Source organism: Thalassospira sp., assembly GCF_002709775.1.
Classification (GTDB): domain Bacteria; phylum Pseudomonadota; class Alphaproteobacteria; order Rhodospirillales; family Thalassospiraceae; genus Thalassospira.
Genome location: NZ_PAQR01000053.1, coordinates 54,125 through 69,502, shown reverse-complemented (window position 1 = coordinate 69,502; position 15,378 = coordinate 54,125). Strand labels below are relative to the sequence as shown.

Genomic DNA, 15,378 nt, shown 5'->3' with positions numbered 1-15,378 from the left:
GCGCTTCTCACAAATGAAATACGGCGCGAAAATTGATTTCGTGGCCGTTCTTTTCAAGGAAATCGGGGGATGACATGCCGTGGGCATACTCGGCACTCAAGCTGACATGTTCGCCATATGCACGAATACCAATGGCGACACCTCGCAACGTGCCTTTCTCGCGCGTTTCACTGTTGTCTCGTTTTATCCAGCCCCAATCAAATGCACCAAAAGGCTGAATGCTGTGGAGAATGCTATCGGGTAGGCCAAGGGCGTTCGCAGCGGAAGACCAAACCAATTCATTTCGGACATAGCCGCCGATATCCCCGGAAAGCGTATCGTCTCTGAACCCCCGGACGGAATACTGTCCGCCAACCCCAATCCGCTCGGTGCCAAATAATGTGTCACCGGTGTATTGCCAATGCGTCGAGTTGCTTAGAGAGAATGCATGCTGACCAATCTGGAAAGGGTATCGGTAACTAGTGTCGATATCCCATTTACGGAATTGCGCCTTGGGTGCGTCGCTTTCTTGGCCGGGTTGATCTTCAAGAGCGCCGAGGATTTTCAGACCCTTCTCAAAACCTAGCTCTATTGATCCGACGCCGCCAAATAGCCGAGTGCTGTGCGCGATCGCTGTTCTTCCAACAACAAGGTCACGGCTCGATGTGTTGACCAGAACGTCCTCGATGTAGTTGCGTGACCGTTTTGCGGTCAATGACAAATCCAGCCGCGTTTTGCTGGTCTGATCTCGATGAACGATATTGGAAAATTCCAGCTTGTGGCTGGTGCTCAACCCGGATGTCATAAAGTCTTGAGCATCGCCAGAGACGAGAGTGCTGTATCGATAGTAACTGCCGCTGTAGGTAAGTGTTGAGTAGCCAACAGGTATCGAGAAAACCCCGGAAAGGCTCTCACTAAGTCGTGCAGAGCCAAAGTCTCTGGCTGTCTTGCTATAATTCAGGCTCCAAGCATCGTTGATGCTCATTATGTTGTCAGCGCTAGCTGCGGCGGTGTTCTGAAGTTTTCCCGTTGATGAACTTCCCGAATTGTCTCGCCCAATCGTAAATCGGTATGGGCGCGTTACCGTATTTGTTACATTTACGATAGAAAGACCGGCTTGAGTTCCAGGGCTGACTTCCATTTTGGCATCGTTTGACGGTAGCCTGTTCATTTGGTCCAGGCCTTGCTCGATATCGCGAATATTGAGCAGGTCTCTATCGGAGACTGGGAACGCAAATGTTATTTGGGTCTGATCTTCGAGGGTATTCTCTCCCATCGAAATGCCTTCGACCCGACCTTCAACGACAGTTATTTCCAATACTCGGTCGGCAAGTTCCTGAGGTTGAAGATAAGCACGCGTCGTAATGAATCCTGTTTCCCGAAACGCGTCGTTCACGGCAGAAAGAAGTTCTTCGAGGTCAGTCGTCGTAAGGCACCGCCCCTCAAAAACCCGCAGAACTTCGGAAATATCCCCAGAGGACAGAACGTCATTTTCTGCCAGTCTGATCTCGTCAATCAAAATGCATTGATCACCCGAAGGAACGATTTCTTTTGGCGCTTTTTCGTCTTCCTCGGGAGGAGTAAGTTCGCGCAGTTTTCTCTGTTGCTCTATCTCTCTTCGACGTTCTTCATCCTGTCGCAGCAATTGTTGCTGTTGGCGAATGATTTCGTCACGCTGAGACGGTGTTTGTGCCTGTGCTGCAGCCAGAGACATGCAAGCAAAGACTAAAACTCCTGCCCATATGCAACAACGACCGGATAGTCGACGTACAGACAACTCAACCCGGTCACGTTTGGATTGTGACTTCTGGCTCTGACGACCAAATTTGGATACCTTCGAATTCATCTTACTTAGCGACTGCACCCGATAGAGAAACTGGATGGTTACATCAGATTTTTCTGACATAAATGACTGATCGTCATTTTTCTTCGCTAAGACAAAACTCAGAAACCGAAAGTGATGGCTATCACAGATAAGCCACAATCAACTGATAAATGTTCAACCTTGAATACCCATAGGTTTTTGATGACTATACCTTTCAGGTCTACACCTAAACCAAGGAAGTAAACCCAAAGAAGAATTTCTGACCGACGTTCACGAATATGGAATAATTCTAGGTACTGCAGCAGCTACCGCGCTCCAACGAACGTGCCATTTCCACGACAATTACCTCGGCCCGCGCACCTGATTGCACTGCCCTTTCCCCCCGCAAGAACTGAGCCACTAGCTCCTGCCGCTGTTATACCGCGCCTGATGCAAGAATTAAGGTGCCATTTGCAGGCCGATACCGGCTTTGGCGCACCGGGATTTAGGACATAAACACGGATCGGAATTGATCTCGACATCAGGGCAAAATGGCCCACTCTGCCTGCCGTTTTGATTATTCACTTATTTTGAATAATCTTTCGGAATTTTCGATTTGTCTATTCAATCGCGATCAGGTCAAATGGGCGCGTTGCCATTTCGGGGGCCGGCCCGCACCGGAGATCCCGCCATTAAGGCATATGATATTATCATACGAATATTGAGAGAGCCTGATGTCCGTTTCTGCCCCGGCTGCCATTCCGGTTACGAGTGCTTCGAATAAAAGCGTGATTTCGAAATTGCCGGCCCTGACCCCGGATCGGTCGCTGGATAGTTTGACGCTGGGGTTCCTCAAAACACTGGAGGCCGAGGGCAAGTTTAGCGGTGAAATCCATGCCGATTTCCCGACACGCCTGATCCATGCGACGGATAACAGCGTTTATCAGGTGATGCCGACCGCAGTCCTGCAGCCGAAAACCCGTGATGACATCAATGTCGTCATGGAAATGGCGGGGCGGGAGAAGTTTTCCGAGGTCAAAATCACCCCGCGGGGCGGCGGGACCGGCACCAATGGCCAGTCGCTGAACAACACCATCATTCTGGATACCTCCAAGCACCTCAATCGCATTCTGGGCTTTGATGCGGAGAAGGGCCTGGTGCATGTCGAGCCGGGTGTGGTGCTGGATCAGCTCAATGCCTGGCTGAAGCCACATGGCTATTTCTTCCCGCCAGCCGTTTCGACCGCAAGCCGCGCCACGGTGGGTGGCATGATCGGATCGGACAGTTCCGGCAAGGGATCGCGGATTTATGGCAAGACCAGCCATTACATCCATGACATGACCACGGTTCTGATCGATGGCACGGATTTCAATACCCGCGCGATGAGCGCGACGGAAGCCAAGGACACCATGGAGCGCGCGGACCGGGTCGGGCAGCTTTATAAAAAGGTCCATGACGAAATCGCGCCACGGCGGGATCAGATCAAAGCGACCTTCCCGGAAATGAACCGGGGGCTTACCGGCTATAACCTCAAGGAAGCGGTATCTGACACCGGCGACATGAACCTGTCCTTCCTAATCGCCGGGGCCGAGGGCAGCCTTGGCATGGTCAAGGAAATTACCTTCCACGTCATTCCGCTGCCCAAACACAAGGCCGTCACGGTGGTCCGCTATGACAGCTTTGATTCAGCGCTGCGTCACGTCAAAACGCTGGTGCAGTTTGATCCGGTGGCGATTGAAAGCATCGATGACAAGGTCATGAAACTGGCCGAGCAGGATGAAAGCTGGCACATGCTGGGAAAGCTTCTCGGCACGGAAAACAGCAATACCCCCACACGCGGCTTTAACGTCGTCGAGTTTGTTGGCGAGAGCGAGGCCGAGGTTAGCTCCAAACAGGCGGAGCTTAAATCCTACCTTGATGCCAACCCGACTGAAGACTTTGCACCCATCGGCTTTGTGCAGGCGACCGATCCGGGCCAAATCGCCGCCATCTGGTCGATCCGGGCCAAATCGGTGGGGCTTCTGGGCAACCTTGAAGGCAAACGCCGCGCCACCCCGTTTGTCGAAGATACCGCTGTGCCGCCAGAAAACCTGGCCGATTTTATTGCCGAGTTCAGGGCGCTTTTGGATGCCGAGGGGCTTGATTACGGCATGTTTGGCCATGTCGATGTCGGCTGCCTGCATGTCCGCCCGCTGCTTGACATGATGGATGAGGAGGACGAGGCCCGCATCCGGCGCGTTTCGGACGCGGTGGCGGAGCTTACCAAACGCTATAACGGCCTGATCTGGGGCGAGCATGGCAAGGGGTTCCGGGGCGAATACTCGCCGATCTATTTCGGCGAAGAGCTTTATGATGTTCTGCGCCGCATCAAGGAAGCCTTTGATCCCGAAGGGCAACTTAACCCCGGCAAGATCGCATCGCCCTATAGCAAAAACACCCCGATCACGGCGATTGACGAGGCGCCCATGCGCGGCCAGTTTGACCGCCAGATCGAGGATGCACTTCGCGATGAATACCTGAACGCGACGCGGTGTAACGGCAACGGGGCGTGCTTTAACTGGGATCTGATGGATGCCATGTGCCCGTCCTATAAGGTCACGCGATCGCGCGTTCATTCGCCCAAGGGCCGGGCCGGAATGATCCGCGAATGGATCCGCCAGCTATCCGTCGGCACCGATCCGATGAACAAGGACCTGGCCGTCATCAATGGCCGCGATTTCTCCCATGACGTCTATGAGGCGATGGCCGGTTGCCTGTCGTGCAAGGCGTGCGCTGGGCAATGCCCGGTCAAGGTCGATATCCCGGAAATGAAATCCCGGTTCCTTGAGACCTACCACACCCGATATAAACGCCCGATCAAGGACCATGTGATTGCGTCACTTGAAAACATGGCGCCGCTTCTGGCAAAGGCGCCGGGCCTGTTTAACGCGCTGCAATCCATCCCGCCGATGCCCTGGATTTTCAAACGCTTCATCGGCCTGACCGATTTGCCGAAACTGCACGGCCAGAGCCTTAAATCCGGCCTGCGCACCCGCGGCATTGGCAAGTTCAAGCAGGCGGAGCTCGATGGGCTTTCGGCGGATGAAAAGGCCAAGTCGGTGATCCTTGTGCAGGATTGCTTTACCACGCATTACGACACCAACGTGATGCTGGCCCATGTCGACCTGTTGCAACGCCTTGGATACCGCGTTTTCGTGCCGCCCTACCGCCCCAATGGCAAGGCGATGCATGTGAAGGGGTTCCTCAAACGCTTTGATTATCAGGCCAGGCAAAATGACATCGTGCTGGGCAAAATCGCGCAAGTTGGAATTCCAATGATCGGGATCGAGGCCAGCGTGACCCTGACCTATCGGCAGGAATACGCCCAGCGCCTTTCAAACCGCCCGGATTATCGCGTGCATCTGTTCCATGAATGGCTGGCGGGCGAGATCGAGAACGGCCGCCTCACCCCGCCCAAAATTGATAACGGCGTTAACATGGGCGCGACTGATGCCCCGGCAAGCCTGTTTCCCCATTGCACGGAAAAGACGTCCCTACCCGATGTCGGTGTCAAATGGCAGAAAATCTTTGACGCGTTTGGCCTAAAGCTCACCACCGAAAAAACCGGCTGCTGCGGCATGGCCGGCGTCTATGGCCACGAAACCCGCCACCAGGAAACCTCGCGCGAGCTTTATGATCTCAGCTGGAAAAAGAAGGTCGATGCGACCGGTGCGGCAAACATGCTGGTGACCGGCTATTCCTGCCGTTGTCAGGTCGACCGCTATGAAGGTGTGAAGCCGCAGCATCCGGTGGAGTATTTATTGAGCCAAATCTGATTGGGCATGACAAGCCGACCAATTCTATTCCAGGGACGTGGACATAAGAGAAATTAAGATGCATGCCATCTAAACAGGTATCCATTTTACGTTGCATATTATTAGATGTAGGGTTGTCTTATAATAGACGTCATATGACCTTGGCCCTCTGAATTCTTGAGCAACGAATTGGAAAATCCACCGTTTTACATCAGCAGACATATCAGGGTCGGAGAGAGCATCCTCACCGAAGAGGAGCTGCTTGCTAGCTCGGACCTCATTATTCTTCTCGCGCCACCGGGTGCTGGAAAAACTGAACTTTTAAAGAGATTAGCTGAATTACTGCAGGTTTCTAGCCTGCGTGCAGCAGTTTTCCGAAACAGCCCTGAAGCATCCCTCGCGAATGACTTGATTATCGACGCTATGGATGAAGTTGCTCGTGTAAGCGAGGAAAACGTTTGGGATATTTTTGGCAAAGCAAGCAAGGCAACTGGAACAGTCATCTTTGCCAGTAGATCTAGTGAGTGGGAGAGTTCGCGAACCAAGCTCATAGAGGAGCAATTTGGCCGAGAAGCAGTAACAGCATCTATCGTTGAATTCACCCAAGATGAGCAGAAGTTGCTTTTTGAGCATGCGTTTCAAGGCGAAAACTTTGAAGCTTTCTTAGAAGAAACACAACGGTTCGACCTTACTCCCTTATTGGGGAATCCTCAGTTCTTACAGATATTTGGATATGCTTTTGTTCAGAACCACGGAAAGTTCCAGAGCAAACTGCAAATTTACTCAGATGCAGCTAGACAGTTAGCACTTGAAGCTAACTCCGGTAGATCATCAAGAGGACGCCCAGAAGCATCAGCAATTGTAAAAGAAGCAGGCAATATCTTTGCACATCTTTTGTTATCCGGCGCGTCGGGGGTGACTGTTAAAGAGAAAATTGATGATCACAACTACCCATACATCGGTAAGTTTAAAGATGTTCTTTCAATAGAATGGACAGCTCTCCTAGACTCACAGCTATTCAAGCTAGGGAACACCCAAGATGAGCACGAACCAGTTCATCGTATCGTAGCTGAATTTCTTGCGGCAAAGCACCTCGTCAATCAAACTGAAGATTCTTCAAATCGCCTATCAGTTCGACGTTGTTTAGCGATAATCGCTCCAAACGGAGTCGTACGAGACGAGCTGCGGGGCCTGTTTGCGTGGATGGCTGCGTTAGGGAACATTGAAACCCAAAAGAAGCTTATTGAGATTGACCCTTACGCAGTTCTTGCTAACGGTGACCCTTCACAGCTAACCCCTCCAAACAAGATTTTCCTAATTCAACAACTACAGCGTTTGAGCGAGCAAGACCCATATTTCAGAAGAAGCGATATGTGGCGCTCGTTCAACATTGGACAGTTCTTTACAAACGACACCGTTTTAGCCCTGCGGCCCCTACTAACTGATAAAACGGTAAAACCACATCTAAGAACTCTCATTCTCGAATTGATAGCTGGAACGCCAGTAGTCAGCGACGTAACTAATGAACTAGAAAATCTTGCTTTATCCCCCTCAAGCAACAAACAAGAGAGGATCGCCGCATATGCGCTTCTTTTGGATTGTCCGACTTACGACGCGAACCATACATTGAGCGGGCTGATTTCAGAAGACACCGCAACTTCGTTACAAATGGCCATCAGCCTAATAACTTCATACGGAGCAGAACGCTTCAAGCTTGATAGACTTTTGGTTCTTTTAAGAAAAATATCTGCGTTGCATTCAAGCCAGCGCACATCACTTATAACAGAGAAATATAATTTTTACTATTTCAGGAAATTTCTAGAAGAATTTCCAGTTGAAAATATTGAATACTATCTTGATAAATTAACTGAAGACTTAGAATGCACTTGCGGAAAAGAGCGGGATTTCGAATGCAAATGCCGCTTCGGGCCTAGCAAGATCATTGGCCTCCTTCTGGATCGGTATTTCGAAGCCCGTAACGGACCTCACGACCCAGACCGTCTGTGGACTTGGTTAAAGAAACTTAGGTTCCCCAATCGGTTAATGCCAGAACATAGCAGCTCTGTAAACGCTTTGGCTTCAAACCATAGCCTTAGACAACGCATACACAAACTGGCCTTTGGCGAAGTGCAAACGTTGGAAGAATACCGTGACGTACGCTTTGCACTATTAATCGACCACCATCACTCTGGGATTGAGATACAAGAAAGAGATTTAATTGAACTACTTAAGTACGCAGAAGAGAATAATCTTTATGAACTTTGGAAATGTCTGTGGGCTCCACATAGATTTTATAGCGAACATAAAAAATACGATCCTGTGAGAGCATTCATGCGCGAGCAAGCGCGTGGCAATAACGAGCTTCAAATTATTTGGAGCGATCTTAATCGACGTGACATCAATCATTGGAATGAGAACCGACGCACTCACCCAAACAGAAGGAAGAAATTCGAGCGCAGAGACAGAGATAACAAAGAAAAAATAGAAAATTATTTAAAGAAAAACTTCGAATTTATTCTATCGGGCAACCATTTCTGGTGGCTGCAGCATTTTGCTAACTGGGAGATGTTTGGAGAGTCGGAGATTTCAGAGTTTGTCTCTAGAGAAGTCGCTCAAGAAGCACTCTCTAACTGCATTCCCTTTTTATCTAATCACGTTTCAAGTCTTGAAGAAATGGGACAACATCGCGGACACCAAGTCGCACAAGTCCTGTTTATCGCTTGTCTGCTCCTCTGGCGAAACGGGTTCCCTATCAAAGACTTACCAAAAAGTGTCTTACATGCTGCTCGAGTAAAATTAGGGAACTCTAGTGGCCTAGACGATACAGAAATAGATGCTTTTGAAACAGAGCTTAACCATGCGATTTTCTCTGACGACGATGACAATGAGCAGTTTGCTCGTGCCTTTATAGAACCTGGACTAAAAAGGCTAGAAGTACCGAACTTTGCCAGTTGGCTAGGCTCCAGGCCATTCTTGAAAACTGTTCGCAAAAAACTTTCAATGGAGTGGTTAGAGCGCTTTCCAGACATGCGCTTCGATGCGGAATACGAACTTTTTAAAACTGCATGCAAAGAAAACTCTCAACAGGACATCTGCAGCCTGATCTCCCAACGGCTAGAATTCTACTCACCTAAAGAAAAAAGAGAATTTTCTAGTAGCGACCATGACAGAAGAACGTTTTGGCTTCTTAATTCGTTTTTCCATGACGACAACAAAGTGGCATGGGAAGAGCTCAAATCAGATAGGGATAGTCTTCTAGGCATAGCTGCTCGCAGCGAGAGGTACCTTGCAGACGATGACGACTTATCACCTCCATTATCCGCAGAAAAACTTTACGCTGTGCTCGACGCTTTCTTCGATCAATGGCCCGAGGTAGAACTTCCCTCATCTTGGGGATCCAGTTCACCACCCGGGGAGAAGGCATACAGATATATCTCTGGAATACCATCACGGATCGGCAGAACGCCTCCAGCAAATGCAATCCCGATCCTCGATCGATTGATTGCTGAAGAAAGGTTCTTGAAATTCAGAAACGCTTTCCTTTCAGAGCGAGCGTTCTGTTTGAGGAAACTAGCACTAGAACACTTTTCTCCACCGTCACCGTCTGACATCGTGGCCTTACTCCGAAATCAAGAGATCGCCAGCGTCGAAGATTTACGAGCTCTCATTATAGAGAACCTTGGAGACCTCGAGCAGCAAATTCGAGAGGCGGAGACAGATACTCTCGAAAACTTTTACGAAGGCTACGAACACGTTAACGAGAACACTGCCCGAAACCGCCTTGTCGAACTTCTAAAAGGCCGGATGTCTGCGCTGAATCTGGCTATTGAAATAGAGCGACATATGAGAGACAGCAACCGATGCGACATTGCCGTAGCATCGATGATAGACGGTCGACGCAGATTACTGATGATTGAGGTAAAAGGCCAATGGCACCGCGAGTTATTTAGTGCTGCGTCGACTCAGCTCGACCAACGGTACTCTGTTCATCCCGATGCAGAGCAGCAGGGAGTTTATCTAGTCCTTTGGTTTGGAAAAGATGTGGCCATTGCAGATAGAAGGCGATCTGAAATCCAATCCAGTGAACAGTTGGACTCAGAGATAATCAAGTCGATGCCACAAGAGCTTAAAGGCAGGATTGATGTCTTTGTGATTGACCTAAGTCGCACACAATAACTTCCACGGAAAAATCGGCATCTTACTGAAAAGATTAGCAATAACAACAAAGGGCAGCACCGATTGCGAGTGCTGCCTTTTGGCTGTGGTGCATCTGGCGCGAGATTCCCGCTTACGCGGGAATGACGGTGTGGGGTGGCGGCGGGTTTCGCCGGTCTGATCACACCGGCTTTGACGTCACCAAATTCGATTTCTGCCGGGCTAAGTATTTGCCGTCGCCCTTTTGACCGGTGACTTCGCCGTCTTTCACCACGGTTTTGCCACGCACGATGGTGTGGACGGGCCAGCCTTTGACTTGGAGGCCTTCATAGGGGCTGTAGTCGCAGCCCTGTTGCAGGATGTCATTGGTGATGGTGACGTTTTTATTGGGGTCCCAAAGGGCGAGGTCAGCATCAGAGCCAATCGCGATTGTACCCTTTTGCGTGTACATGCCGTAAAGTTTGGCGTGGTTTGTGGCCGTGAGCGCGACAAAGCGATTGAGGTCGATGCGGCCTTTTTGCACACCTTCAGAAAACAGGATCGGCAGGCGTCCTCAAATGCCTGTGTCCTCTCCTCACAAAAACGGCAGCATCTTTGTGATGTGATCGGCGAACGCGTCGGTCGCGGGGGTCGGGTTGAGTTCGGATGTGATGACGCGCAGGCCGAGTTTGGGCAGCGGCGGTAGTGGGGATTTCAGGATGAAGAGGTCGCTCGGGACGGCCTTTTGCATCATCACGCTGATGGCTAGCCCCGAACGGGTGACGGCGATCAGGCCAGCCAAGCTGTTGCTGGCATAGGCGATCTGATAGGGCAGTTTGGCTTCGTCCATGGCGTCGCGGGCCGATCTGTGATCCAGTGAATTTGCCGCGGCGAGTGCCAGCGGGATCGGGGTTTGTGGCGCGGTATTCTGATTGAAATCATGGAGTTCGAGGGTCGGTTTGCTGCCGACCCAGGCGAGTTGCTCGGTGCGGATGAAGTCGCCACCGGGTGTAATGTCCGGGGTGGAGACCAGTGCCATGTCGATCTGGCGGGCATGCAGGAGTTTTTGCAATTCCGGCGTCGGGGCCGAAACCACCCGGATTTCGATATCGCGGTGGATGGCGCCGAAGCTTTTGAGCAGGGCCGGGAAAAAGGCGATCAGGTAATCTTCCGGGCAGCCAAAGGTGATCGCGCCGCGCAATCCCTGATCGGAAAAGCTTGAGACTGCATCATCATGCAGGCGCAGAATACGTTCGGCGTAGCCCAGAAAACGCTCCCCCGCGCCAGTCAGTCTTACCCCGCTGCCCGAGCGGTGAAACAGGCTTTGGCCCAGCGCATCTTCAAGGCGCTGGATCTGCATGGTGACGGTTGATTGGGTGCGGCCGACCTGAATGGCGGCGGCACTGAGCGTGCCGGCATGGGCGGCGCGCACGAAGGTTGTCAGCAATTTGAGATCAAGCAGCGCCTGCATGTGGGGCTCCGTTGGTTGATGATATCAATATTTTTGATATCGGAGTGTAAGCATTATCAATTTTACCGCTTGCGCGCCACAAGATAGGCTTTTCCCATCACATGACACGACCAACACAGGGAAAAGTGAAAACCATGTCACGCAATGACGATGCTGCCTTCTGGGAAAGTGCCAACAACCACCTGATCCGTTATGGCAGCCCGTTTGATCCGGCGATCATTGAGCGCGCCAAGGGATCATATGTTTATGACGCCGATGGCCGCGCGATCCTTGATTTTACATCCGGCCAGATGTCGGCGGTTCTGGGCCATGGCCATCCGCGCATTGTCGAAACCGTGCAGCGCCAGGTCGAAACCGTCGCACATCTGTTCAGCAGCATGCTGACCCGCCCGGTGGTGGATCTGGCCGAACGGTTGGCGGCCCTTGCACCGGGGTTGGAAAAGGTTCTGTTCCTGTCGACGGGTGCCGAAAGCAACGAGGCCGCCATTCGCATGGCAAAGCTTGTTACCGGCAAGCATGAGATCGTGGCCTTTTCCAAAAGCTGGCACGGGATGACCGGGGTGGCGGCATCGGCGACCTATAGTGCCGGGCGCAAGGGATATGGCCCGGCCGCGGTCGGATCATTTGCCATTCCGGCCCCCAATGCATTTCGCCCGCGCTTTAAGCATCCTGACGGGTCGCTTGATTGGCAGACGGAGCTTGATGATGCGTTTGAGCTTTTGGACGCGCAATCGACCGGAAATCTGGCGGCATTCGTTGCCGAGCCGATCCTGTCCAGCGGCGGGATCCTTGAACTGCCGAAAGGCTACCTCGCAGCACTTAAGAAGAAATGCGAAGAGCGCGGCATGCTGTTGATTTTGGATGAGGCGCAAACCGGCATCGGGCGCACCGGCGACATGTTTGCGTTTCAGCGCGACGGGGTCACACCCGATATCCTGACATTGTCGAAAACCATCGGGGCTGGCTTGCCACTCTCTGCCGTGATGACGACGCCCGAGATCGAGCAGGCTGCCTATGAAAAAGGTTTCCTGTTTTACACCACCCACGTATCAGACCCCCTGCCCGCCGCGGTTGGTTTGACGGTGCTTGATGTGGTGCGCGATGAGAAGCTGGTGGCGCGCGCCAAGCAAATGGGTGCGCAGCTTTTTGAAGGGTTATCCCAGATTAAGGATCAATATGCCTGCGTTGGCGATGTGCGCGGGCGCGGCTTGCTTCTGGGTATGGAGATCATCAAGGAAACTGGTAATCGCGCGCCCGATCACGAAATGGGTGCCGCCATCATGGCCGAGGCCTTCAAGCGTGGGCTGAGCATGAATATCGTCAAGATGCCGGGCATGGGCGGTGTGTTCCGCATTGCCCCGCCACTGACCATCAGTTCCGAGGAACTCGATCAGGGCATTTCGATCATTGGCGATGCCGTGAAGGCGTGTGTTTCGCGCTAACGCCTACACCATCCACTCCACCAACGTCTCGCCCCTCCCCTTGTGCCACCATCACAAGGAAAACGGCGTCCCGAGCAATCAGGACGCCGTTTCTGTTTTCCATCATGAAATCCCGTCATTCCGGGCGCAGACCCGGAATCCGTCGCTTGGGCCACCGATGCCCACCGATATAGATTCCCGTACCCGCCTTCGCGGGCACAAGCTCTGCGCGGGAATGACGACGGCGGCAAAGGCGCGTTTCGGATCAGCCCTTGCGCAGCGTGATGACGGTGAGTTCGGCGGGCACGCCGACGCGGATGGCGAAGCCCGGCCATTGGGCGGTGCCGTTATTGACGTAAAGCTGCATGTCGCCGATGTCATACATGCCAGAGACAAAGCCGCCATTCAAAAGCGCGACGATATTGTCAAAGATGGCGACCATGCCGCCATGGGTATGACCGGAAAGCTGCAGGTCCACACCAAGCGGCTCCGCATCGCGGGCCATTTTCGGCTGATGATCGAGCAGGATGACCGGCGCGTTTTCCGGGCTGCCTTCAAGCGCCTTGGCGACATCGGGCTCGGGCCGGTTGGTGCGATCGGCGCGAAGATCGGTGACCCCGGCAATGGTGAGCTGATCGCGCCCGCGTTCAAGAACGATATGCGCGTTCTCAAGCGTCAGCATATTGAGCCCGCCATAGTGGTTCATCCAGTTTTCATAGCCGAAATAATATTCGTGATTGCCCGGAATGGTGATGACGCCATCGGGTGCCTTAAGCTCATGCAGCGGTTGCACATCATCATAGCGCAGCGGCAATTCCCCATCGATCAGATCGCCGGTAATGACGATCAGATCGGGTTCAAGCGCGTTGGTTTTTGCCACGACCTCGGCCACCCAGGGGCGTTCATAAAGCTTGCTGATGTGAAGGTCGGTGAGTTGGACCAGACGATAGCCGTCAAACCCGTCGGGGAGATCGCGGATGGTGACATCCATTTCCTTCACATCGGGCACGCGCATCGACTGCGCCACACCAAAGCAGGCCAGCGCAATAGCGGCAAAGGACATGACCGTGCGCAAAACGACCGGCCCATGCACCTTGCGACGCAGGATCACCCAGCGCAGCAGCAAGCCGATCAGGTCATAGGCCAGCTGGAACCACAGCAGGAAAAAGATCACGCCAAAGGCGACATTGACCGCCACCACAATCGGCTGCGGGAATTCGGGAACGAACATGCTGCCAAAGGCGATGCGGGCATAAAGGTGATGCTGCGATCCGATGACCAGCAAAACGGCAAAAGCGATCTTGGCCCAGCGCGGCCAGGCCAGATGGCGCACATGACGCAAGAGAACATATAAACAGGCAAGACCAACGACGACGTGAAACAGAAACACGGAACAAACTATCCTTTAAGAAAAATTCAGGCGCAATATAGCCGAAACGCCGGCAACAATCCCCGCCAAAGTGGCCGATATTTATGAGGGGGCTTCATAGGCCCTATGAAGGAGGTTTTGCGGCCTTCTATCTGATAACGCAGAAAACAGTGAATCGGTTGCCCATTCAATTGCGCAACATCAAAGCCTACGCCAAAACAATCATCTAGGATCATTCTAGGGTCGGTTATTTGAATGAGTTTGGCCCCTACGTGCTGCGTTGCAAAAGTTGTTGAACTTTGGTCAGATGGTTTGACCATCATTCAGAAACCCATCCCGGCCTGCCAATGCCCTGCCTTGGTCCGCCCCCCGATACCGGAGAATGGAATGAAAAGCTTGCGTGCTGTGTTGATCGTGCTTGTGGTGATTGTCGCTGCTGCCGGGGGTGGCTATGCCTATTGGCAGTCACAGCAATCCGAACTTCCGGAATTCATCGCATCGGGCAACGGGCGGATTGAAGCCGAGGAAATCCGGGTTGCGACCAAATATGCCGGCCGGGTCGAAGAAGTTCTGGTCGAGGAAGGTGATCAGGTCACACGCGGCCAGATCCTGGCCCGCATGGATACGGCCGAGCTGATGACAAGCCGCGCACGTGCGCGTGCCGAAGTCGCAGCTGCCGAACAAGGCATTGCCGAGGCCGAAGCCCAGATCGTGCAGCGCGAAAGCGAGCTTTCATTTGCCGAGCAGCAGCTTTCGCGCGCCGAAGAGCTTGTCAAAAACAACAACATTTCCCAACAGGAAGTCGATCAGCGCCGTGCAGATCGCGATATCGCCAAGGCGGCCCTGACGGCCGCACAAGCACGCCTGACCAGTTCGCGATTGAATGTTGCGGCGTCATCAGCCCAGCTTGAAGGCATTGAAGTTCAGATTGATGATTCGGTCCTTAAGGCCCCGCGTGATGGCCGCGTGCAATATCGCCTTGCCGAACCGGGCGAAGTTCTTTCGGGTGGTGGTCCGGTGATCACGATGATCGATCTGACCGATGTTTATATGAATGTGTTCCTGCCGACCCGTCAGGCGGGTCTGGCCTTTGTTGGCAATGATGCGCGCATCATCCTTGATGCCGCACCAAGCGTTGTCATCCCGGCCAAGGTATCGTTTGTCGCCGATGATGCGCAATTCACCCCGCGCGAGGTCGAGACCCGGGCCGAGCGCGACAAACTGATGTTTCGCGTCAAGGTGCGTATTGATCAGGAACTGCTTAACGAGCATCTCAAACGTGTGAAAACCGGCCTTCCGGGGGAGGCCTACATCATGCTGGCCGATCATAATGACTGGCCGAATGAATTCACCCCGAATGTGCCTGATGACGCGACCCTGCGTCAGACCGCGCAATAGAGTGCGCC

The 15,378-nt window shown here is 52.7% G+C and carries 8 protein-coding genes; 4 read left to right on the top strand and 4 right to left on the bottom strand.

Annotated elements, in window-relative coordinates; all coding sequences use genetic code 11:
- Nucleotides 1–7: 7 nt before the first annotated feature.
- Nucleotides 8–1,885, bottom strand: coding sequence for a ShlB/FhaC/HecB family hemolysin secretion/activation protein (locus CMO10_RS16515; RefSeq protein ID WP_297024308.1), 1,878 nt, complete (start codon nt 1,883–1,885; stop codon nt 8–10).
- Nucleotides 1,886–2,517: 632 nt separating this feature from the next.
- Here CMO10_RS16515 and CMO10_RS16510 point away from each other — a divergent pair.
- Together CMO10_RS16510 and CMO10_RS16505 are read left to right on the top strand one after the other, a co-directional pair.
- A complete protein-coding gene (locus CMO10_RS16510; RefSeq protein ID WP_297024307.1) occupies nt 2,518–5,598 on the top strand; it encodes an FAD-binding and (Fe-S)-binding domain-containing protein in 3,081 nt (1,026 codons plus the stop codon).
- A 156-nt stretch (nt 5,599–5,754) separates the two neighbouring features.
- Complete coding sequence (locus tag CMO10_RS16505) at nt 5,755–9,753, top strand: NACHT domain-containing protein (RefSeq protein ID WP_297024305.1); 3,999 nt, start codon at nt 5,755–5,757, stop codon at nt 9,751–9,753.
- A gap of 160 nt (nt 9,754–9,913) precedes the next feature.
- Here the strand turns inward: CMO10_RS16505 and CMO10_RS16500 are convergent, their stop codons facing one another.
- Both CMO10_RS16500 and CMO10_RS16495 read right to left on the bottom strand, forming a co-directional pair.
- Nucleotides 9,914–10,255: an amidohydrolase family protein gene (locus CMO10_RS16500; protein ID WP_297024301.1), complete on the bottom strand. Its 342-nt coding sequence runs from the start codon at nt 10,253–10,255 to the stop codon at nt 9,914–9,916.
- A gap of 51 nt (nt 10,256–10,306) precedes the next feature.
- The gene (locus CMO10_RS16495) at nt 10,307–11,182 is read right to left on the bottom strand and encodes a LysR family transcriptional regulator (protein ID WP_297024299.1); all 876 of its coding nucleotides are present in this window, start codon (nt 11,180–11,182) and stop codon (nt 10,307–10,309) included.
- 134 nt (nt 11,183–11,316) lie between these two features.
- Between CMO10_RS16495 and CMO10_RS16490 the strand changes: the two genes are divergently transcribed.
- Nucleotides 11,317–12,624, top strand: a complete 1,308-nt coding sequence (locus tag CMO10_RS16490) for an aspartate aminotransferase family protein (RefSeq protein ID WP_297024298.1) — start codon at nt 11,317–11,319, stop codon at nt 12,622–12,624.
- Nucleotides 12,625–12,868: 244 nt separating this feature from the next.
- Here CMO10_RS16490 and CMO10_RS16485 read toward each other — a convergent pair whose 3' ends face one another.
- A complete protein-coding gene (locus CMO10_RS16485) occupies nt 12,869–13,993 on the bottom strand; it encodes a metallophosphoesterase (RefSeq protein ID WP_297024296.1) in 1,125 nt (374 codons plus the stop codon).
- A gap of 366 nt (nt 13,994–14,359) precedes the next feature.
- Here CMO10_RS16485 and CMO10_RS16480 point away from each other — a divergent pair, with 366 nt between their 5' ends.
- A complete protein-coding gene (locus CMO10_RS16480) occupies nt 14,360–15,370 on the top strand; it encodes an HlyD family secretion protein (protein WP_044828980.1) in 1,011 nt (336 codons plus the stop codon).
- The last annotated feature ends 8 nt before the right edge of the window (nt 15,371–15,378 follow it).

What these genes read in the sequence shown, in the direction of transcription:
- CMO10_RS16515 (WP_297024308.1), bottom strand. Translation starts at nt 1,885, where the DNA reads ATGTCAGAAAAATCTGATGTAACCATCCAGTTTCTCTATCGGGTGCAG.
- CMO10_RS16510 (WP_297024307.1), top strand. Translation starts at nt 2,518, where the DNA reads ATGTCCGTTTCTGCCCCGGCTGCCATTCCGGTTACGAGTGCTTCGAAT.
- CMO10_RS16495 (WP_297024299.1), bottom strand. Translation starts at nt 11,182, where the DNA reads ATGCAGGCGCTGCTTGATCTCAAATTGCTGACAACCTTCGTGCGCGCC.
- CMO10_RS16490 (WP_297024298.1), top strand. Translation starts at nt 11,317, where the DNA reads ATGTCACGCAATGACGATGCTGCCTTCTGGGAAAGTGCCAACAACCAC.
- CMO10_RS16480 (WP_044828980.1), top strand. Translation starts at nt 14,360, where the DNA reads ATGAAAAGCTTGCGTGCTGTGTTGATCGTGCTTGTGGTGATTGTCGCT.